22 protein-coding genes and 1 tRNA gene are annotated in these 19,540 nt (G+C 43.4%); 7 read left to right on the top strand and 16 right to left on the bottom strand.

Going from position 1 to position 19,540, the window contains the following annotated elements:
* Positions 1 to 11: 11 nt before the first annotated feature.
* Complete coding sequence (locus tag MIS45_RS02050; protein WP_249442982.1) at positions 12 to 371, bottom strand: hypothetical protein; 360 nt, start codon at positions 369 to 371, stop codon at positions 12 to 14.
* Positions 372 to 529: 158 nt separating this feature from the next.
* Here MIS45_RS02050 and MIS45_RS02045 point away from each other — a divergent pair, with 158 nt between their 5' ends.
* Positions 530 to 748 carry a sulfurtransferase TusA family protein gene (locus MIS45_RS02045; protein ID WP_249442981.1) on the top strand — a complete coding sequence of 73 codons (219 nt, stop codon included), beginning with the start codon at positions 530 to 532 and terminating at the stop codon, positions 746 to 748.
* A gap of 113 nt (positions 749 to 861) precedes the next feature.
* Here the strand turns inward: MIS45_RS02045 and MIS45_RS02040 are convergent, their stop codons facing one another.
* From MIS45_RS02040 to MIS45_RS02005, 8 genes are all read right to left on the bottom strand, one after another.
* Entirely contained in the window at positions 862 to 960 is a 99-nt protein-coding gene (locus MIS45_RS02040; RefSeq protein WP_249443759.1) for a FeoB-associated Cys-rich membrane protein, read from the bottom strand.
* Between the two features lie 38 nt (positions 961 to 998).
* Entirely contained in the window at positions 999 to 2,867 is a 1,869-nt protein-coding gene (gene feoB / locus MIS45_RS02035) for a ferrous iron transport protein B (RefSeq protein ID WP_249450844.1), read from the bottom strand.
* Positions 2,868 to 2,881: 14 nt separating this feature from the next.
* The gene (locus tag MIS45_RS02030; RefSeq protein WP_249444414.1) at positions 2,882 to 3,151 is read right to left on the bottom strand and encodes a FeoA family protein; all 270 of its coding nucleotides are present in this window, start codon (positions 3,149 to 3,151) and stop codon (positions 2,882 to 2,884) included.
* 319 nt (positions 3,152 to 3,470) lie between these two features.
* A complete protein-coding gene (locus MIS45_RS02025) occupies positions 3,471 to 4,499 on the bottom strand; it encodes a porin (RefSeq protein ID WP_249450843.1) in 1,029 nt (342 codons plus the stop codon).
* An 806-nt stretch (positions 4,500 to 5,305) separates the two neighbouring features.
* Positions 5,306 to 6,349: a phosphate acyltransferase PlsX gene (gene plsX / locus MIS45_RS02020; RefSeq protein ID WP_249450842.1), complete on the bottom strand. Its 1,044-nt coding sequence runs from the start codon at positions 6,347 to 6,349 to the stop codon at positions 5,306 to 5,308.
* 268 nt (positions 6,350 to 6,617) lie between these two features.
* Positions 6,618 to 7,151 (bottom strand): phosphoribosyltransferase, encoded by a 534-nt coding sequence (locus MIS45_RS02015; RefSeq protein ID WP_249442976.1) that lies wholly within the window; start codon positions 7,149 to 7,151, stop codon positions 6,618 to 6,620.
* A 168-nt stretch (positions 7,152 to 7,319) separates the two neighbouring features.
* Positions 7,320 to 7,499, bottom strand: coding sequence for a 50S ribosomal protein L32 (rpmF, locus tag MIS45_RS02010; RefSeq protein ID WP_003783071.1), 180 nt, complete (start codon positions 7,497 to 7,499; stop codon positions 7,320 to 7,322).
* A 35-nt stretch (positions 7,500 to 7,534) separates the two neighbouring features.
* Entirely contained in the window at positions 7,535 to 8,032 is a 498-nt protein-coding gene (locus MIS45_RS02005; RefSeq protein ID WP_249450841.1) for a YceD family protein, read from the bottom strand.
* Positions 8,033 to 8,155: 123 nt separating this feature from the next.
* Here MIS45_RS02005 and MIS45_RS02000 point away from each other — a divergent pair, with 123 nt between their 5' ends.
* Positions 8,156 to 8,740 carry a Maf family protein gene (locus MIS45_RS02000; protein WP_249450840.1) on the top strand — a complete coding sequence of 195 codons (585 nt, stop codon included), beginning with the start codon at positions 8,156 to 8,158 and terminating at the stop codon, positions 8,738 to 8,740.
* Between the two features lie 83 nt (positions 8,741 to 8,823).
* On the opposite strand, the gene rplS is transcribed toward MIS45_RS02000, so the two are convergent.
* The 5 genes from rplS to MIS45_RS01975 form a co-directional block, all read right to left on the bottom strand.
* On the bottom strand, positions 8,824 to 9,195 hold the full coding sequence (gene rplS, locus MIS45_RS01995; RefSeq protein WP_249442973.1) for a 50S ribosomal protein L19: 372 nt from the start codon (positions 9,193 to 9,195) through the stop codon (positions 8,824 to 8,826).
* A gap of 25 nt (positions 9,196 to 9,220) precedes the next feature.
* A complete protein-coding gene (trmD, locus tag MIS45_RS01990) occupies positions 9,221 to 9,961 on the bottom strand; it encodes a tRNA (guanosine(37)-N1)-methyltransferase TrmD (protein ID WP_249444409.1) in 741 nt (246 codons plus the stop codon).
* Positions 9,961 to 10,470 carry a ribosome maturation factor RimM gene (gene rimM, locus MIS45_RS01985; protein WP_249448983.1) on the bottom strand — a complete coding sequence of 170 codons (510 nt, stop codon included), beginning with the start codon at positions 10,468 to 10,470 and terminating at the stop codon, positions 9,961 to 9,963. Before rimM ends, trmD begins: the two co-directional genes overlap by 1 nt.
* Positions 10,471 to 10,473: 3 nt before the next feature.
* Positions 10,474 to 10,722 carry a 30S ribosomal protein S16 gene (rpsP, locus tag MIS45_RS01980; RefSeq protein WP_249442970.1) on the bottom strand — a complete coding sequence of 83 codons (249 nt, stop codon included), beginning with the start codon at positions 10,720 to 10,722 and terminating at the stop codon, positions 10,474 to 10,476.
* Positions 10,723 to 11,047: 325 nt separating this feature from the next.
* The gene (locus MIS45_RS01975; RefSeq protein ID WP_249450839.1) at positions 11,048 to 11,569 is read right to left on the bottom strand and encodes a thermonuclease family protein; all 522 of its coding nucleotides are present in this window, start codon (positions 11,567 to 11,569) and stop codon (positions 11,048 to 11,050) included.
* A 250-nt stretch (positions 11,570 to 11,819) separates the two neighbouring features.
* On the opposite strand from MIS45_RS01975, the gene MIS45_RS01970 reads away from it, so the two are divergent.
* From MIS45_RS01970 to MIS45_RS01950, 5 genes are all read left to right on the top strand, one after another.
* Positions 11,820 to 15,692 (top strand): translocation/assembly module TamB domain-containing protein, encoded by a 3,873-nt coding sequence (locus MIS45_RS01970; RefSeq protein WP_430472163.1) that lies wholly within the window; start codon positions 11,820 to 11,822, stop codon positions 15,690 to 15,692.
* Between the two features lie 111 nt (positions 15,693 to 15,803).
* Positions 15,804 to 15,880: transfer RNA gene (locus MIS45_RS01965), tRNA-Met, on the top strand.
* 305 nt (positions 15,881 to 16,185) lie between these two features.
* Entirely contained in the window at positions 16,186 to 16,362 is a 177-nt protein-coding gene (locus MIS45_RS01960) for a protein MIGRI (RefSeq protein ID WP_249450837.1), read from the top strand.
* Between the two features lie 4 nt (positions 16,363 to 16,366).
* Positions 16,367 to 17,125 carry a glycosyltransferase family 2 protein gene (locus tag MIS45_RS01955; RefSeq protein ID WP_249450836.1) on the top strand — a complete coding sequence of 253 codons (759 nt, stop codon included), beginning with the start codon at positions 16,367 to 16,369 and terminating at the stop codon, positions 17,123 to 17,125.
* Positions 17,112 to 17,963: a glycosyltransferase family 2 protein gene (locus tag MIS45_RS01950; protein ID WP_249450835.1), complete on the top strand. Its 852-nt coding sequence runs from the start codon at positions 17,112 to 17,114 to the stop codon at positions 17,961 to 17,963. Before MIS45_RS01955 ends, MIS45_RS01950 begins: the two co-directional genes overlap by 14 nt.
* A gap of 146 nt (positions 17,964 to 18,109) precedes the next feature.
* Here the strand turns inward: MIS45_RS01950 and MIS45_RS01945 are convergent, their stop codons facing one another.
* Both MIS45_RS01945 and MIS45_RS01940 read right to left on the bottom strand, forming a co-directional pair.
* Positions 18,110 to 19,054 (bottom strand): CobW family GTP-binding protein, encoded by a 945-nt coding sequence (locus MIS45_RS01945; protein WP_249450834.1) that lies wholly within the window; start codon positions 19,052 to 19,054, stop codon positions 18,110 to 18,112.
* Positions 19,051 to 19,533: a DUF6314 family protein gene (locus MIS45_RS01940; RefSeq protein ID WP_249450833.1), complete on the bottom strand. Its 483-nt coding sequence runs from the start codon at positions 19,531 to 19,533 to the stop codon at positions 19,051 to 19,053. Before MIS45_RS01940 ends, MIS45_RS01945 begins: the two co-directional genes overlap by 4 nt.
* Positions 19,534 to 19,540: the final 7 nt, after the last annotated feature.

The raw sequence follows: 19,540 nt of genomic DNA, 5'->3' as shown, positions 1-19,540 counted from the left end.
ACAATAAATGATTAAAATCCACGCATCGCATCGCCAGCTTGCTCCAAACTACGCAAAACAATCGGCAGCGGCGAATTACGGCGTACCACAATAAAAATCAATACATTATCAAAATGTGGAACCAAATAGTGAATAATTGTATGATTAGCAGTCAGCGAAATCATATTCTCCACAATATCGTGGCAATCCAAATCCATAATCGTTTGTTTTTGATAACGAACAGTATCGCAAGTTGATTCTACGATGTCATTCATCGGCAACAAATTACCTACAGGTTTAATCAACAATTCTTTGGATTCAAAATTTACCACAATCGCACCATATAAACCTGGTATTTCTTTTAAAATCTTTGTGGTGTACTCAAAACTCATGGTAGTGTCTTTCTTGTGGTTATTTGTAAAACAAATACATAAAATATGAATTTTATCGCGAAATAATAAAAAACCTTTGATAGAAATCAAGGCTTATGCTATCTACTTATTTTAACAGAAATCTGGTTTTTTGTTATCAAACTAAAGGAATAAATCTGATGATATTAGATGTAAAAGGCTTAAAATGCCCTATGCCTATGCTACGCGCTAAAAAAATGTTAGCAACAATGGAAAGTGGTGCAATTTTAACAGTATTGGCAACCGATGCAGGTGCACCCGATGATTTTGCCGCATTTTGTCGACATACAGGACATGAGTTACTGGCTTCCAATGTATTAGAAGACGGCATTTTTGAATTGATTGTGAAGCATAAATAATGTGTTTTGAGATTAAATTTTCTAAATGAAAACAAAATATTGATTGTTATATTGAATCCACTATATTTTCAGGCTGCCTATTTTAAAAATAGGCAGCCTGAAACATTTGCAAATCAACCGCATCCACCGCATTTCCCGCATCCACTTTCGCAGGATTTTTTCGCCGATTTCGGTTTCCATACATAGTGGCGCACAACAAATCCAACGGACATCGCCACGATTGCCACCACTATCATCTCTTGAATGCCCATTACATCAAACCTTTCGTCATATGATAAGTCAAAAATGCAAAGAAATACGCCAAAACAAATAGATAGATGGTAATCAACCACGTTTTTTTGAGCGAATTGACTTCACGGCGAATGGTTGCCAATGTTGCCAAACACATCGGCGCATACACATACCACGCTAAAAAAGCGAACGCAGTTGGTAAGCCCCAATCTTGTACCACTATTGGCATCAAGGCATTTTGTACCGCTTCTTCGCTGTCTGCACCGACTGCATACACCGTTCCCAATGCGGCAACCACCACTTCTCGCGCTGCCATTCCTGGAATCATAGCAATACACATTTCCCAAGTGAAACCCAATGGCGCGAAAATCGGCTGAATCCATTTGCCCAGCATACCTGCAAAACTGTAATCAATCGCTGCGCCAGTCGCACCTTCGGGAGCGGCAGGAAATGTGGTCAATGCCCACAAAATCACGCTCAATGCAAAAATAATCGTCCCTGCGCGTTTCAAAAAGGCGGATACGCGCTCCCACAAACTACGCAAAATATGGCGGAAATTCGGCATGCGGTAGGTTGGCAACTCCATCAATAATGGAAATTGCTGAATATTGCCATCGCGTTTTGCCCACAATTTCATGATAAATGCGACTGCTGCTGCGGAGACAATGCCTGCAAAATAGAGTACAAACAGGGTTAAACCTTGCAAATTAAATATGCCAAATACGGTTTTTTCGGGAATGATGGCTGCGATAATCAACGCGTAAACAGGCAGCCGCGCCGAGCAAGTGAGCATGGGTGCAATCACAATCGTAACCAAACGTTCACGCGGGTCATTGATGGTTCGCGCTGCCATCACAGCAGGTACGGCGCAAGCAAAACTGGATAGCAGCGGAATAAACGACCGCCCAGAAAGCCCTGTTTTGGCGAGCAAATTGTCCAACATAAACGCGGCGCGGGGCAAATAACCCGAATCTTCCAGCAACAATAAAAAGGCGAATAAAATCGTGATTTGCGGCAGAAAAACCAGCACGCCACCCACGCCTGCAATCACGCCGTTTACCAACAAATCTGCCAAAATGCCTTCGGGCAACACGGTACTTATCCATTCGCCCAACCATGCAAATGCATCTTCAATCAATGTCATCACAGGTTCTGCCCACGCATAAACAGCCTGAAAAACCAGCAACAAAATCACCAATAAAATCGGCAAACCTACCATTGGATGCAATGCCAGCGTGTCCAATTTTTTATGCCAACTGGGTAATTGCATCGCTTGTATTAAGGCAGCCTGAAGAATTTCGTCCACTTCGGCATACAGTTTTTCTGTGTCCAAATGTGATAATTTTCGTTCCAGCAAATCGGTTTGATTAACTGTAACGACATTTTCATCATGGCGCGGTAATTTCACAATCGCATCGCGCATCGCTTGAACATCATCGGGACGCACAGCTGCCGTTAGCAAAACAGGTACGCCCAATTTTTCTGCCAATTTATCCACGTCAATTTTCAAGCCACGAGATTGCGCTACATCTGCCATATTCAGCGACACAAGCAGCGGCAATCCGAGAGTTTTCAACTCCAAAACCAAACGCAAAGTCATGCGTAAATTGGTGGCATCGGCAACCGCAATCAGCGCATCTGGATGGCGACCAAGTTTGCCCAGCACTACATCGCGCGTAACCGCTTCATCATGGCTGGCAGCACGCAAACTGTATATACCTGGCAAATCCACGATTTCAATATCATGATGTCCAATTAATTGTCCAGTTCGTTTATCAACGGTTACGCCCACATAGTTCGCTACTTTGGCATTTGCACCCGTCAAACCATTGAATAATACCGTTTTGCCACAGTTAGGTGCACCAACCAATGCATATTGTGTTTTCATAGCATCCTCCTTTTTCAGGCAGCCTGAATGGGTATGCACATAATTTTTCGTGCTTCGGCGTGGCGCAAAAAAAATTGAGATTGATTGCCCAGACGCACCGCATAAGGTCCTGTGCCCAAAATACCACGCGCAACCACTTCAACAGTTTGCCCCTGCCCAAAACCCAAAGCCACCAAGCGTTGTGAAACGCTATCGTCGTGTTCGCCAAAATGAGGATTGGTAATAATTTCTGTAATGGTTGCTATCATTCCTTTAGGCAAGGCATCTAATTGAATCGCATTCATCTTCATCATCCCTAACACTAAAAAATTAATATAGTGGATTCAATTTAAATCAGGACAAGGCGACAGCGACCGCCGTGTACACATAGTACATAAGGGAGCTGGCAACGCTGTACTGGTTTAAATTGAATTCACTATAACTGATAATTATTATAAATATTGATAATTGTGTTTACAAGATGATAAAAAAGGATTTACATAGTTAAATACTGTTTTCAGGCTGCCTTTTTATACAAAAGGCAGCCTGAAAAAATAAAACCCTTGCCATATTACTATGACAAGGGTTTTAACGTTATGTTATTCTAACTAAACAAGGTTTAAATTAGAATTTGTGAGACAAGCCAACACCAGCTACACCAGCAGCTTCTTTATCGCCGCCTTTACCAGCTTCAAAATAACCAACTTGACCGTTCACAACAGTACGTTTAGACAATGCGTAGTCAGCACCTACGATACCTTGGTAGTATTTACCATTACCCCATGCTTTAGCTTGACCACCTTTCTCGTTGATATCCCAACCGTACGCAACAGATGCTTTCAAACGCAATGCGCTGTCTACATTGTATGCACCAGTTACGATAGCTTCGTTAACAACGTCATAAGCTTTATCTACAGCAACAGCACGTTGATAAGCTGCACCAACCAAGAATTTTTCATTTTCAAAACCAGCTTGTGCCAAAGCTTGATATGGGTCAGATTTTTGCGGTGCACCATTGTTTGCACCATTTTTAGCTGTACCACCAGCCACATCTGCGAAGAAACCAGCATTGCGGTAGCTTAAACCCAAACCATAAACGGCGTTATCACGGTCACCATTTGCACCTGCACGATGGTTGTTATCAGATGGAGAAACAAATGCTTTTGCAGTGAAACCACCGAAATCAGGTGTTTCATAAGTGATTGCAGTTGCACGTTTAACTACATCATTGCTGCGAGTAAAATGTGCCAAACCAGCTACTTCACTATCGTATTCCCAAATATCCAAAGTGCCATTCAGCTCTTTCAATGGAGTTGATTGGTAACCAGCTTTAACAGTACCGAAAGAACCTTTCAAACCAACAAATGAATCGCGAGTGCTGAAACCAGCTTCACCACCGCCAATATTCACTTTTTGTTCCAACTGCCAAATAGCAGTCAAGTTATTGTTCAAATGCTCATGACCTTTGAAACCAATTCTTGAGCTGTAGTCAACGATTTGGGTATCAGTTTTGTCTTCTTTATCTTTCACGCCATCTGATTTTTTAGCAAAAGTAGTTTCCACACCACCTTTGATTGTACCGTACAAAACCACGTCTGCCATAGAAGCCACTGGCAAAGCAGTCAAAGCCAAAGCAATCAGAGTTTTTTTCATTTCTGTATTCCTTATGTTTACTTTCAAGATTAATAAAAATTGAGACGATACTGTATAAACATCAAAATACAGCTTGATTATCGCCTGAACTTCTGACGAACTTAAAAAATATTAAGCCCTGCAGTTTTTGCAGTCGTTAATATAGCTACTTTATGAAAAAAAGACAAACACATTGATGTTGTAAAGGTGTAAATTTTTGCCTTACAAAGGCACTTCAACTTTATTTTCCAATTTAAGATTTTGTTTATTATTATTTTTTTTCATTTTCATCTTTGCTGCACATTTACAACAAATTTTAATGTGTTGCTTTTTTGCTGCACTTTTGAACTTGTTTTATGCAAAATGCAGCCTGAAAATGGGTTTATTGCAACCAATTTCGTAACTGAATGGATATCAAGCATTCGCTCTACCATAGCTTTGTACACGGTGGATGTGGTCGCCTTGCATCTTTCTTATTTTGCTTCACTATACCACTAACCTACTCCCTCCCTCGCCAGACAGGAGAGGGAACCAGTTTCAGGAAACCTAAAGTTTTTGTCGTGTACTGTATTCGGGCATAAATGCCCGACCTACGGAACTATAGTTGCTTAAAATTAAAAATACTACTGCGTTGCCCACGCCCTTATGTACTAGATGTACACGGCGGGCGTTGTCGCCTTGTCCTATTTTTATTTTAAGCGACTATATCTCCACTCTGAATCTCGAATCTGCCAAGTTTTCAAATTCCTAATATCAACCTTTGCGAAACCCAAAACAGTAGGTCGGATTCAAAAATCTAACCTACCGTTTTGGGTTTCACAAAAGTTTCAGGCTGCCTGTTCTTCGTTTGCAACAGCGGTAACTGTGGCAATTTGCGTAGCGATGCCTTGTTCTATTTTAGTGAGACTATCGGCTTGTGCTTCGTGATAAGCTTCTTCCAACGCATAGGCAAAACCTGTGGCATCTGTGCCGCCATGTGATTTGATGACTATGCCGCGTAATCCTAGAAAAATAGCACCGTTGTAACGGCGTGGGTCTAAATCTTTCTTAAAGCCATTGATAACTGGGAGTGCGGCTATTGCGCTTAATCGGGTTAACCAGTTGCGTTTAAATTCGTGGCGGATAATGCCGCTGGAAAATTTAACGGTGCCTTCTATGGTTTTCAGGACGATGTTGCCAATAAAACCGTCTGCCACAATAACATCTACTTCGTTACTGAAAATGTGGTTGGCTTCTACGTTGCCGATAAAATTGAATGGCATGGTTTGCATCAGTTGGAAAGTTTGTTTAACCGTTTCTGTGCCTTTGATGTCTTCTGTACCAATGTTAAGTAAGCCAATGCGTGGTTGGGTGCATTCTGGTTTGAGTGCGCGATATAACTCGTTACCCATAATGGCAAATTGGTTGATTTGCTCGGGCGTGCAATCTACGTTTGCGCCTAAATCCAGCATAAGTGTGCAATGCCCTTGGGCTGCTGGCATAAATTTGGCAATGGCGGGGCGTTCTATGCCTGATAAGGTTTTGAGTACGAAACGCGCGGTTGCCATGAGTGCGCCTGTATTCCCTGCGGATACGGCAGCTTGCGCTTTGCCATCTTTGACTTGTTGAATGGCGATACGCATGGAGGAATCTTTTTTGTTTTTGAGTGCGTGTTGCGGTGCTTCGTCCATGCCGACAATTTCGCTGGCATGAACAATTTCTATGCGGTCTAATGGGGCGTTGACTTGTGTTAAGGCAGCCTGAATTTTGGTGCTGTCGCCCACCATAATTAAACGTGCGTTACTTTGTTTATTCAGGAATGCGGCGGCGGCTGGTGCGGTTACGTCTAAACCGATGTCGCCGCCCATAGCATCTACTGAAAGTGTAATCATGTCGCTTATCCTATTATTTATGATAATTTCAATGTGAAATTATGACACAGTTTATTTCAGGCTGCCTTGTGATTTAGGGATAATCTATAGTCGTTTCAAATTAAAATAGGGCAAGGCGACAACGCCCACCGTGTACATCTAGTACATAAGGGCGTTGGCAACGCTGTACTATTTGTATTTGAAATGACTATAATAGGCAGCCTGAAATCATTACATAATAAAGCCGCCTTAAACGTTATAGTCGTTTATAGGCAGCCTGAAAAAAGAGTTATGCTTCTTGTACGCCAGATGCGGCACGGCGATTATGTGCATCAATATCTACCGCATCCCAAGGATAGTTAATCCACCAATCTTGAATATCCAAGCCACTAAAATACGCGATGCCTTCGGGAATTTTGCCAACTTTATCTTTTAATTTATTGTGGATAACTGCCACCCCTATTTGGTTAAATCCATCTTTAATCAATTCATTCAGCACAAATTCCATCGTGGTACGGCTGTCGTCCACTTCGTCCACCACCAAAATATTTTTACCAATCAATGTCTCTGGGATAGGGTCAAGCCATTGGATTTTTTGTACTTTATCTGCTGTTTTGCCTTCGGTTTCGTTTAAATAATACGCAGTCGTTACGGCATAAATCGGAATATCCAAGAAACAACGCAACATACGGGCTGGAATAAAACCGCCACCACCAATAGCAATCATTGCATCGTATTGCACGCCAGAATTTTGCACTTTTGCCGCAATATTTTTTACGGTTTTATGAATATCATCATAGGTATACCAAACTTTTTGAACCATGTCCCTAATCCTTTGTTGCTAAATTTTATACTTTCAGGCAGCCTGAATTTTATTTGTGCTATTGTACAAAATAGCAGCCTGAAAAAATCATCTATGCGAAAAAAGCCAGTAGATTAGTGCAAATGCATAATCCATACTGGCTTCTTCCTAATCCTACCATCGTTAGAATTACTCGCCTTTGGCTTTCATCACTTTACGACCACGGTACATACCGTTAGGAGAAATGTGGTGTGGGCGATGAACTTCACCAGTTGCGCTGTCTACAGACAACGCAGGCGCAGTTAAAGCATCGTGTGAACGGTGCATACCACGACGAGAAGGGGATTTTTTGTTTTGTTGAACAGCCATTTCAAGCTCCTGAAAAATAATAAAAATTAAAAAGTTTAACCTTTTTTCAAACCAGCCAATACGCCAAACGGATTGGGTTTATCTTGATTCACTTTATTTAAACTAACATTGCCACAATCATCGTGTTTAGGCGAAATGGGCAAAGCCATTAATAATTGGTCTTCCACCAAAGTTAAAATATCCAACTCATCGGTCAGAATCATGCCTTCCAAATCGTCATCGGCAAACATGGCTTCATCCAATTTGCCTTCATTGTCAAACAACACAATATGTGCCTGTTCGTTCATAGGAAAATCCACAAGGCTCATACAACGTTGGCAATGCAATTTCAGGCTGCCTGAAACGGATAAATCTAAAAATGGACGTTGCCACCTATCCACACCACCTGTTACAGTGTAGTGAATATAAGTGGCGGTATCGGCAATGTCTGGCGACCAAGTGCGCTTGTCTAACTGATTGAGCAACACGCTGCCGTCGCGTGTTTCTTGTTTAATAGCAAACGCTTGTGGGTCAATCAAGATTCGGTTTAACATAAACAGAGCATGATATAATTTTATGGCTTTTCAGTCAATATTTTTCGGGAAATTCAAGAAATAAACTTTTTTCAGACTGCCTGAAAAATTCCCAACTTTAAATATTTTAAACAGGATTTCATCATGACTTTACCACTTATTCTCGCGTCCACATCAGTTTTCAGGCAGCAGCAATTACGCAATTTGGGCGTAGATTTTATTGCTGCCAAGCCCATGTTTGACGAAACGCCTCTACCCCACGAAACTGCACCTGATACCGCTTTGCGTTTAGCTATTGGCAAGGCGCAGTCGCTGGCGCAGATTTATCCACAACATTTGATTATTGGCGCAGACCAAGTGGCATGGTGTGGAGACAAACAACTTGGCAAGCCCATGTCACAGGAAAAAGCAGCAATAATGTTGCACGAATTATCAGGGCAATGCATTGAATTTTATAGCGCTTGTTGCGTATTAAACACACTTTCAGGCAGCCTGAACAGCCATGTAGACACTACTATCGTGCAAATGCGTGAATTATCCGATGAGCAAATTGCGCGTTATTTGGCACGCGAGCCTGACGCGATTTATTGCGCAGGTGCAGCGAAAAGTGAAGGCTTGGGCGCAGCTTTATTGCACCGAATTGACAGTACCGACCCACACGCTTTGATTGGTTTACCGATTTTTTGGTTAGTAAGCAGCCTGAATGATTGTGGTGTAGAGATTATTTAATCTTTGATTGCCTAAAAACAAATTTTTGTGAAACATAAAAAAACCGCTCCATCATCATGATGAAGCGGTTTTTATATCTAAAATTAAGCCTCTTGTTTGCGAGCAGGCAATTTTTCTTTAATACGCGCTGCTTTACCAGTCAAGCCACGCAAGTAGTACAATTTCGCACGACGTACATCACCACGACGTTTCACTTCAATTTTTTCCAATGTTGGAGAATACAATTGGAAAGTACGCTCAACACCTTCGCCGCTAGAAATTTTGCGAACAATCATGCTGCTGTTCAAACCACGATTGCGACGTGCAATTACTACGCCTTCATACGCTTGCAAACGGCTACGGTTACCCTCTACCACGCGCACAGATACCACAACAGTATCACCAGGTGCAAATTCAGGGATTTCTTTATTCAAACGAGCGATTTCTTCTTGCTCTAAAACATCAATCAAATTCATGTTAAGTTCCTAATATAATATGGATTTATCCGTTGCTTTCTTGACGAATTTTGTCTAAAAGTCGGATTTCCTGTGGGAGTAAATCACGCTCATCCAGCAAATCTGGACGGCGCAGTAAAGTGCGGCGCAACGATTGTTCCAATCGCCATTCCGCAATCAGCGCATGATTGCCCGATTTCAATACATCGGGAACAGCCATACCCTGAAATTCAGTCGGTCGTGTGTAATGCGGATAATCCAGCAAACCATCAGCAAACGAATCTTGCTCCGCCGACACCATGTCGCCTAAAACATCAGGCACAAAGCGCAACACCGCATCCATCAACATCATCGCAGGCAGCTCGCCACCCGATACAACAAAATCACCTATGCTGATTTCTTCGTCCACGCAAGTTTGCAATACACGCTCGTCCACACCTTCGTATCGCCCACACAATAAGACTAAATTATCTAATTGTGATAATTCAAGCACTTTTTTGTGTGTCAATGGCACACCTTGTGGACTTAAATAAATCACTTTCAGGCTGCCTGAAAGATTTTGTTTTGCTGATTCAATGGCTTGAAATAAAGGCTCTGCCATCATCACCATGCCCACTCCACCACCAAAAGGACGGTCATCAATGTAACCCAGCTTATTATCAGCAAACTGGCGTGGATTAATGGCACGAAATTGCCAAATACCTTGCTTGTGCGCACGACCCGTTACGCCATATTGCGTGATGCTATCAAACATTTCAGGGAATAGTGTAATAGCTTGAATTTTCATTAATAATCCAAACCCCAATCAGCGGTAATGGTACGCGTTTCTTGGTTCACATCATCAATGAAATGGGATACAAATGGAATAAGCTTCTCGCCGTATTCGCCATGAATAACCAAAACATCATGCGCGCCCGTTTCCATCAATTTCACCACTTTGCCCAAAGCAACACTATCACGGTTTACGACTTGCATACCCACCAAATCTGTCCAATAAAACTCATCTTCTTCGGTTTCTGCAAAACTTTCGCGTGGTATTTCAATGGTGTAACCTCGCATCAAAGCAGCTGCATCGCGGTCATTGATATGAGCAAATTTGACTTGCAATTCGCCACCAACAGCTTTACCTGCTTCAATTTTGGCAATTTGTACGTCTTTGCCTTTAATTAAACGCCATTCAGGGTAGTCCAACAGGCTATCGGTGTATTCGGTGCTAGGTTGAACTTTCAACCAACCTCTCACACCAAACGCGCCTTTGATATAGCCCATGGCTACCCAGTTTTGTATTTCACTCATGGATTAAGCAGCAGCTTTTTGTTCAGCAACCAATTTAGCAACAGCATCACTTAATTGCGCGCCTTGACCAATCCAGTGGTTCAAACGGTCAGCATGAATGCGAACACGCTCTTGTTTTTCATTAGCAACTGGGTTGTAAAAGCCCACGCGTTCAATGAAACGACCATCGCGGCGGCTGCGGCTGTCAGCTACGATGATATTGTAAAAAGGACGTTTTTTAGAGCCACCACGGGCTAAACGGATAACTACCATTGTTAATTCCTTGTGGAAAAATTGCTAAATATAGAAAACCGCGTATTTTAGTTTGTTTATATGGATTTAGGCAAGTATTATTTGATTTTTTGGGTTTTTGTGATTTCAAACTGGGTTTCAGGCTGCCTTTTGATATAGTGAATTCAATTTAAACCAGTACAGCGTTGCCAGCTCCCTTATGTACTAGGTGTACACGGCGGTCGCTGTCGTCTTGTCCTGATTTAAATTGAATCCACTATAATTTTATCTTTTCCTGTATCAAAATATTTTAGATTAAGGCAGCCTGAAAAATATTTATAAGATATTAATTTATTTAAATATCTCCTTATTTAGCTTGCCTATTTTGTTGCCGAAAATGCCAAGGAGCAACTGGTTTTTGCTTGCGCCACAATCCCAATCGTGCAGATTTTGCCTGATTCTCTGCTGCTTGATAGTACTCATAATCCTGTTGATGCTGATTTTTCCGCGCAATACTGCGGTAGTGCCATGCATTGCCTGTTTGGATTTGCGTTAGGTTAATATCTTGATTATCCAGCATAACCCTTGCCACTTGACGGCCATATCGGTCAATATCCCAAACATCTATGCGTACAGTTTGGCGTGTCAATAATTGGCGTAAGGCATCACGACTGGCGATGCCATGCGCTTGAGCGGGCGACACTTCTGGCGCATCAATGTACGCCAAACGAATACGCTGTTTTTGCCCCTGTTCATCCAGTACGCGAATGGTATCGCCATCGTGAATATGGGTAACGGTGGCGGTGTAACTGTGTGGTATGGGGATATTTTTCGCTGTGGCGTGAGCGATGGACAGACACATCGCCAACAAAATCCATAATTTTTTCATCAATCTATTTTCCTGTAACGGTTTTCAGGCTGCCTTTTTCTCTATGCAACAAAATCTCACAATAAAAGGCTGCCTGAAAACATCATATAATAGATAAATCACAAAAGTAAAACCAATATACCTAAAATTACCGTTTTTCAGGCTGCCCAACTATTCAGGCAGCCTGAAAAATATGTCAAAATACGCCCTATTTTCACACGCCTACGCCACTATGACAGACGAAATTGAAAAACCGCGCTACGAGCCGAAAATGTTGCAGCAAGATACTTCTGAACTTGTACCGCCAGAAACCGCTACGCAGCCTGAAACCCCCAAACCACCCAAAAAACGCCGATTACTCAAATACCTAATCGGCGGTTGTGTGGTTTTGTTGGGCGGCGTGGCGGTGGGAGCGACTTGGTTGCTGAATACGGAAAGCGGCTTGCGTTTTGCCGTGTATCAATTACCGAAATACGCCCATGTGCAAATCACGTCTGATACTTTGTCTGGCACGATTTTGGACGGTTTTTCTGCCGACAAAATCCGCGTACAAACCAAAAAATCTGATTTAGACATCAGCAGCCTGAATTTTCAATGGCAGGCGCAAGAATTGTGGCAAAAACATTTGCATATCAATCGCTTGTCTATTGGCGATATTCACATTACACCCAAACCGACACCGCCCGAACCCGATAGCCCACCGCCACAACAGCCCGATAGCATCGGTTTGCCATTCACAGTTGCGCTGGATGTATTGGAAATCGGCAAAATCACGCAAGGCGAAGACAAGCTGGAAATATTGGGCGGCGCATTGGCGAGCTATACCTACAATCATCAACAACATGATTTGCAAGTTAAATCGCTCAAAACCTATTGGGCAAATACCGAAGGCAGCCTGAAAGCCAGTACACAATCGCCATTTGCTTTGCAAGGCACATTATTATCTAATGGTATGTTGGATGATATTGAAGTAGAAAATATTTTGGACGTAAAAGGCAGCCTGAACGATATTATTCTGACCACCGATTTGACGGGGAACGGCGTGGGTTTGCATGCCGATACGCAAGTGCGTCCGTTTGCCACCAATTTAAGCAAAATGATTGGACGCATTCGCTTGGAAGGTCAAGGCGTGAATCCGCAAGCCTTTTTACCGAATCTGCCACGCGGCAATTTGTTTTTCTTGTTGGACGTGAAACCGCATTTGGGCGAACACATCGCGCTAGATGGCAGCCTAGATTTGCGTAATGAAAACCCCGAAACCAGCGACCAAAACGGCATTCCTATTCGTCATTTGGTCGGCAAATTTCACATCAATGATTCAGGTGCGGTGGATATTGCCCACGCATCGGCAGATTTGATGAAAAATGGTACGGTGTTATTATCGGGTGGAATTTATGCGGAAAAACAAACGCTTAATTTAACAGCGGAACTCAACAATATCACTGCTGCCGATGTCATCAGTACGCCAATTCAAGGCGTATTGAATGGCACCATTCGCGCACATGGCACGTTTGACACGCCGCAAGCGAATTGGCAACTGCATACCGAGCGCGCGGACAGTTCAGGCAGCCTGAAAATCGTTTCAGACAGCAAAAATAAACAACAAACTTTGCACATTGAAAAAGGTATCGTCAAACCGAAAGATGGTGGCGAATTACAGCTTTCAGGCAGCCTTGAATTGTTCCAAAACCAAAAATTGCAAGCGGAAATCAAAAGTGCGGCATTTAATCCTGCCAAACTGTATCCCGATTTGCCCGAAGGCAATGTAAATGGCAGCATCAAAGCAACGGGCGAATTGGCAAAATTGGCGTTTCACACCGAAATGGCGTTTGCGCCGTCCACTTTATCGGGTGCGCCTTTGTCAGGCAGCGGCAAAGTTTCTTATGAAAACAGCCATTTGAGTCGCGCCGATACTGCGATTAAATTAGGCAACAATCTCATCAACACACAAGGTGCGTTTGGCAAAAAAGGCGATACTTTGGCGGTGGACATCAACGCGCCACAACTGGATTTATTTGGTTTTGGTTTACAAGGTTTGCTGACCGCCAAAGGAACGCTGACTAGCACGGCGGATAATTTCACGCAACTGGACGCGAAATTGGATGGACAAGCGCGTGGTTTTTCGGTGGGCAATGAGCTGAAAATCCAGCACGCTGATTTCAGGCTGCATGGTTCGCCCGACCCCAATCGTCCTTTGGATGTGATGTTGAAAGGCAATGGTATTGTGGCAGGTGGCACGGCAATTGATAATGTGGATGCCGCGCTCAATGGTTCTTTGCGCCAACACACATTCAAAGCAGTAGGCAGCCTGAAAATTGATGATAAACCTTTAACCTTAAATTTGGGTGCAAATGGAGGTTTAAATGATAAAAATCAATGGCATGGCACGGTAAACACGCTAGATGTTTCAGGTGCATTGCAATTACGTTTGCAAAATGCGATGAAATTGGAAGCGGGTGCAGAACGTGTGGTGATGAGTGCAGCACGTTGGTCGGCACTCAATGGCAGCCTGAATTTGGATAGTTTTGTGTGGGATAAACAAGCAGGTTTAACCACCAAAGGCAATGCCAACGGTTTGCAACTGGAACAACTGCACAATTTCTACGCACCGCCTGTGCAACACAATTTAGTCATTGCGGCGGATTGGGACATGGCGTACAGCAATGCCCCACGCGGTTTTTTGAATGTGAAACAACAATCGGGCGATGTCATTTTACCCAACCGCAAGCAGCCATTAAATCTACAAAATTTTGTTGTCAATTCCACTTTGGATGGACGCGGCATACACAGCAAAATCAACGCCAATACCGCTTTGAGCCAAATATCAGGTAATTACAGCATTTTGCAAGCATTTGGTAATGGTGCGCTAACTGCTGCACCCGTTTCAGGCAGCCTGAAAATCACAGTAGACGATTTGGCAACATCACTCAAATCCGTTATGCCAGTTGGGCAAATCATCAAAGGCAGCCTGAATGCTGATGTTGCCATTGGCGGCACGGTCGGCGAACCCAAATTCAATGGCACGATTAACGGCGAAAATTTGTATTATCGCAATCGTCAAGTCGGCGTGATTTTGGACAATGGCAGCCTGAAATCGCGTGTGGAAGGACAAAAATGGTTAATTGATGCCTTGCAATTCAAACGCAAAGGCGGCACGGTTACTTTGACAGGCAGCGCGGCGTATCTCAACGAAGCACCCGATGTGAACGCTAAATTACGTTTTGAGCGTTATCCGATTCTTGACCAACCCAGCCGCCGTTTAACCTTATCAGGCGATAGCGATGTGTTGTACACCGCACAAGGCGTTACCCTAAATGGCAGCCTGAAAACTGATGAAGGACGTTTTGGTTTTCAAGAAAGTTCCGCGCCCAGCTTGGACGATGATGTGGTCATTGTTGGCGAAAACAAACCAGCCCCAGCCGCACCCATGCCATTTAAACTCAATTTATCCTTTGATTTGGCAGATAAATTCCATTTCAGCGGCGAAGGTTTAAATGTTAATTTGGGAGGCAGCCTGAAACTTACTTCCAGCAACACCAGCGATGTAAATGCCACAGGTAGTGTCAATGTCATACGCGGTCGTTATAAAGCCTATGGGCAAGATTTGATTATCAAAAAAGGGATTATTTCCTTTGTTGGTCCAATTACTCGCCCCAATCTCAATATTCGCGCAGAGCGCCGTAATTCCCCAGTTGGTGCAGGCGTAGAAGTTTTGGGTAATTTGGAAGCACCGCGCGTCAATTTGGTTGCCAACGACCCCATGAGCGAAAAAGACAAATTATCTTGGCTAATTTTGAATCGCGCCAGCTCAGGTACCAGCACCGATGAAGCCGCCCTTGCCACCGCAGCAGGCGCATTCTTGGCAGGTCGCCTGAACGACAAAGTCGGTTTGGTGGATGATTTTGGCTTATCCAGCCAACAAACGCGTAACGCCACAACGGGCGAAATGAATCCTGCACAACAAGTGCTGACCTTCGGCAAACAAATCAACCGCGATATTTACTTGGGTTATGAAGCAGGTTTAGAAACCGCTAGTCAATCCGTCAAATTGGTGTATCAATTAAGCCGTTCGTTCCAAGCCATTATGCGTGCAGGAACAGAATCATCGGGCGGCGAAATCAAATACATTAAACGATTTGATTAATGAAGGAGGTAGCCTGAAAATTAATATTCTAATCAATTTAATATCATTTTTCAGGCTACCTAAACTTGACGAGATAACTTGTTTTCGGTATAGTTCACATCTCCCAAACACGGCGAATTAGCTCAGTCGGTTAGAGCAGAGGAATCATAATCCTTGTGTCCGGGGTTCGAATCCCTGATTCGCCACCAAATTTAAAAAGCGTTAGTCCAATGGCTAGCGCTTTTTTCTATTCAGGCAGCCTGAAAACCATAGTGGATTCAATTTAAATCAGGACAAGGCGGCAGCAACCGCCGTGTACACCTTAATACATAAGGAAGCTGGCAACGCTGTACTGGTTTAAATTGAATTCACTATATCATATTCATTTTTCAGGCTGCCTTTAAATCTTCAAAATTCAAATTAAGAAAGGCAACAACGACCATGGCGTACACTTAACGCCCTATTACTTTAATTTTGAACGGCTATATCCTGAATATGCTAAACTGACACCATTATGCTGACTCGTTATTTTACCGTCATCGGTATTTTGCTATTACTGGCACTCATGGTGCGCGTTTTGCTCAACCGCCAACAAAAACGTGCTTTGCATCAATTGTTTGTCCTATTTTCCAAATTATTGCTGCTTACTGGCACACTCATCACCCTATTAACCCTATTGTTGAAAGACTGATACCATGTCCCAAGTAACCGTTTTGATTCTCGCGCGAAACGAAGCACACAATATTGAAGATTGCATTAAAAGCGTTGCCTTTGCCGACCAAGTGATTGTGATAGACGATTTTAGCGATGACAACACCGTACAACTTGCCACCGATTTGGGCGCAATCGTGATTCAACATGCGATGAATGGCGATTGGGGACAGCAACAAACCTTTGCTGTACAACAAGCACAAACACCATGGATTTTATTTTTAGACGCAGACGAACGCATTTCCCCTGAATTGGCGCAGGAAATCCGAGCCACTATTCAAAAACCTGCCAACACAGCTTATTGGATACAACGCCACAATCGTTTCAAATACAATCAAGCCACGCACGGCACATTGCGCCCTGATTATGTTTGTCGCTTATTGCCAACCGAAAACACGCGCGTAGAAGGTTTTGTCCACCCAGCCATCATCCATCCCTATCACGATGCCAAATTATGCGCACCCATGTACCACTATACTTACGATAATTGGGAACAGTATTACCGAAAATTCAATCAATACACCACACTAGCTGCCGAAAAGTACCAACAATCAGGTAAGCCTGTCCGATTTTTTCAAGACATCATACTGCGTCCCATTTGGGCTTTTATTAAAGTCTATTTCTTCAACAAAGGCTTTTTAGACGGCAAACTGGGTTGGATTTTTGCCATTAACCACTATTTTTACACCATGACCAAATACGTCAAACTTTATTATCTACAAAAAAACAATGGAAAACTCTAAAACGCTTACTGTTTCACTGATTATCACCACCTACAACCGCCCAGATGCACTACAAAAAGTGCTGCACTCAGTATTGGCGCAAACCACTTTACCACATGAAATATTGGTTGCCGATGACGGTTCGCGTACCGACACCGCAGAAGTCGTAACCACTTTCGCCCAACAATCTCCTATTCCTGTCCACCACATTTGGCAAGAAGATGACGGTTTTCGTGCCGCTCAAAGTCGCAATCGCGCTATCGCCGCAGCACAATATGACTACATTGTTTTAATTGATGGCGACATGGTGCTAGAAAAACATTTTATTGCCGACCACATTCAGGCTGCTCAAAAAAATTGCTTAATACAAGGCTCACGAGTCTTACTGACACCCGAAAAAACAACCGAATGGTTAAAGCAGCCTGAAAAAGTAGAATTGTTACACCTATGGGATAAAGGTATAAAAAAACGCCTTTCTGCTATACGATGCGCCTATTTAAGTCATCAAATATGGAAAAAAGCCAATCAAAATCATCGCTCTATCAAAAGTTGCAATATGGGTTTTTTCCGTGCAGATGCCTTGAATATTAACGGTTTCAATAATGATTTTGTTGGCTGGGGACGCGAGGATAGCGAATTTGTCGCACGTTTGTATCATTCAGGCTGCGTACGCCGCAATTTAAAATTTGCAGGTATCGCCTATCATTTGTGGCACAACGAAGCTGAACGTGCTGCTTTGCCACAAAATGATGCATTATTGCAAAACACATTAACCAACAAATTGGCATATTGTGAAAATGGCGTTAATCAATTTTTGCAACCAGAAAATACTTCATCAGACCATCACAAGGCTGTCTGAAACAAAAAAGGTCGTGATTCCACGACCTTTTTTATATTGAATTCAATTTCAACCAGTACAGCGTTGCCAGCTCCCTTATGTACTATGCGTACACGGCGGTCGCTGTCGCCTTATCCTGATTTAAATCGAATCCACTATATCAATACTCATAACATCGCATCTTTCAACTTCTGCTCAATCGCATCCGCATCAAACGACTTGGCAATCAACTCAAAGCGATTATCGCGCCGCCATGCAACTGGCGTTGCCCCCCAAGTGCCGTCCGTCCAATTCAGCCACACCCACGAACCTTCTACTTGAAACACCCCTTTCGCACGCACCAAACCATCTGCCAATTTCGGTAATTCATTGAAAAACAGCGACATTTTTTCCACATCAAATTGTTTATCCGCCGCAAAAGTATAACCCTGCGATTGATAACCCAACGTATTTTCAGGCTGCCTTTGATAACCCAACGTATTTTCAGGCTGCCTTTTGATGCGATAACGCGATTTTTCCACAATCGGCGTATCCAACCAAGCCACAGGCACATGCGCATTCGGCACTTCGGCAACTCGCGCTTTGGGTGGAAATAATTTTGCCGCACGCTCATGAAATTGCGCCAAAACATCGGGCGCACACAAATCAGTTTTGCTCGCCAGCAACACATCACACGCGCTCACTTGGTCGCGGTACAGCGGATTGAGCGCGTAATCATCGTCCACAAATTGACGCGGGTCAACCAACGCAAATGTGGCAGCAATATCTAATTTTTCTGCCAAATCAGGCGTTTGCAACTCATCAATCACACCAGCCGCATGCGCCAAACCACTCGCTTCAATAATGATGCGCTGCGGTTGATGCTCGGCAAGCATTTGGCGCACCGTGTCGCTCAATTCATCGCCCACGCTGCAACACAAACAACCGCCTGAAATCTCGCTCACAGGTATGCCGTTGTCGGACAACACCGCGCCGTCTATGCCAATTTCGCCAAACTCATTGACGATAACCAGCCATTTTTCCTGTGCAGGTTTTTGTTCTATCAGGCTGCAAATGGCGGTGGTTTTGCCCGTGCCAAGAAAACCTGTAAACAAGTGAATTTTTGTTTTCATAACAATCCCTTATATTTTTCCAGGCTGCCTGATACAGATGCAGCCTGAAAATACCGATATTCAATCTGTTCATTTTTGCGCGCGCCCACAATGTGCAAACGAAACACCAGCGCATCGCCATCGCGCCACAATTCGCCTGAATACGCATCGGGCGCACATTGATACGCGCTTTCGCTGCGCCACACGCCATCTTGATGCGGCACAAGTGTAAACAAGGCTTCGTAATCGCCGTTGCGGTGGCGAGAAAAAATCATGTGTTCGGGCAAAAATTGCCAACGTTTGCGGTCGGTGCTGGCGTGCCCATTTGCCAAAGTAATGCGTTCGTTGAAATCCAGCGTGTTTTCAGGCTGCATTTGAATTTGCACGATGCCTGTCCCGTGTGTATTCCAATTCATTTGCGAACCTGTTTGACTGTGCGCCTGAAAATGCAAACCATTGATGCGTTGGCAAAAAAGATAAAAATCGTGTGTCATCATCATAATTGAG

The organism is Wielerella bovis, assembly GCF_022354465.1.
Lineage (GTDB): Bacteria > Pseudomonadota > Gammaproteobacteria > Burkholderiales > Neisseriaceae > Wielerella > Wielerella bovis.
This window is presented reverse-complemented; position numbering and strand designations above follow the sequence as displayed.

Coding starts and splice junctions, on each gene's coding strand:
- rpsP (WP_249442970.1), bottom strand. CDS start 10,722: ATGGTAGTTATCCGTTTAGCCCGTGGTGGCTCTAAAAAACGTCCTTTT.
- MIS45_RS02030 (WP_249444414.1), bottom strand. CDS start 3,151: ATGAATGCGATTCAATTAGATGCCTTGCCTAAAGGAATGATAGCAACC.
- MIS45_RS01975 (WP_249450839.1), bottom strand. CDS start 11,569: ATGAAAAAATTATGGATTTTGTTGGCGATGTGTCTGTCCATCGCTCAC.
- MIS45_RS01940 (WP_249450833.1), bottom strand. CDS start 19,533: ATGATGATGACACACGATTTTTATCTTTTTTGCCAACGCATCAATGGT.
- MIS45_RS02040 (WP_249443759.1), bottom strand. CDS start 960: ATGTCCGTTGGATTTGTTGTGCGCCACTATGTATGGAAACCGAAATCG.
- MIS45_RS02050 (WP_249442982.1), bottom strand. CDS start 371: ATGAGTTTTGAGTACACCACAAAGATTTTAAAAGAAATACCAGGTTTA.
- rplS (WP_249442973.1), bottom strand. CDS start 9,195: ATGAATTTGATTGATGTTTTAGAGCAAGAAGAAATCGCTCGTTTGAAT.
- trmD (WP_249444409.1), bottom strand. CDS start 9,961: ATGAAAATTCAAGCTATTACACTATTCCCTGAAATGTTTGATAGCATC.
- rpmF (WP_003783071.1), bottom strand. CDS start 7,499: ATGGCTGTTCAACAAAACAAAAAATCCCCTTCTCGTCGTGGTATGCAC.
- MIS45_RS02015 (WP_249442976.1), bottom strand. CDS start 7,151: ATGGTTCAAAAAGTTTGGTATACCTATGATGATATTCATAAAACCGTA.
- plsX (WP_249450842.1), bottom strand. CDS start 6,349: ATGATTACACTTTCAGTAGATGCTATGGGCGGCGACATCGGTTTAGAC.
- MIS45_RS01950 (WP_249450835.1), top strand. CDS start 17,112: ATGGAAAACTCTAAAACGCTTACTGTTTCACTGATTATCACCACCTAC.
- MIS45_RS02005 (WP_249450841.1), bottom strand. CDS start 8,032: ATGTTAAACCGAATCTTGATTGACCCACAAGCGTTTGCTATTAAACAA.
- MIS45_RS01955 (WP_249450836.1), top strand. CDS start 16,367: ATGTCCCAAGTAACCGTTTTGATTCTCGCGCGAAACGAAGCACACAAT.
- MIS45_RS02045 (WP_249442981.1), top strand. CDS start 530: ATGATATTAGATGTAAAAGGCTTAAAATGCCCTATGCCTATGCTACGC.
- MIS45_RS02000 (WP_249450840.1), top strand. CDS start 8,156: ATGACTTTACCACTTATTCTCGCGTCCACATCAGTTTTCAGGCAGCAG.
- MIS45_RS01945 (WP_249450834.1), bottom strand. CDS start 19,054: ATGAAAACAAAAATTCACTTGTTTACAGGTTTTCTTGGCACGGGCAAA.
- rimM (WP_249448983.1), bottom strand. CDS start 10,470: ATGAGTGAAATACAAAACTGGGTAGCCATGGGCTATATCAAAGGCGCG.
- MIS45_RS01970 (WP_430472163.1), top strand. CDS start 11,820: ATGTTGCAGCAAGATACTTCTGAACTTGTACCGCCAGAAACCGCTACG.
- MIS45_RS02025 (WP_249450843.1), bottom strand. CDS start 4,499: ATGAAAAAAACTCTGATTGCTTTGGCTTTGACTGCTTTGCCAGTGGCT.
- feoB (WP_249450844.1), bottom strand. CDS start 2,867: ATGAAAACACAATATGCATTGGTTGGTGCACCTAACTGTGGCAAAACG.
- MIS45_RS01960 (WP_249450837.1), top strand. CDS start 16,186: ATGCTGACTCGTTATTTTACCGTCATCGGTATTTTGCTATTACTGGCA.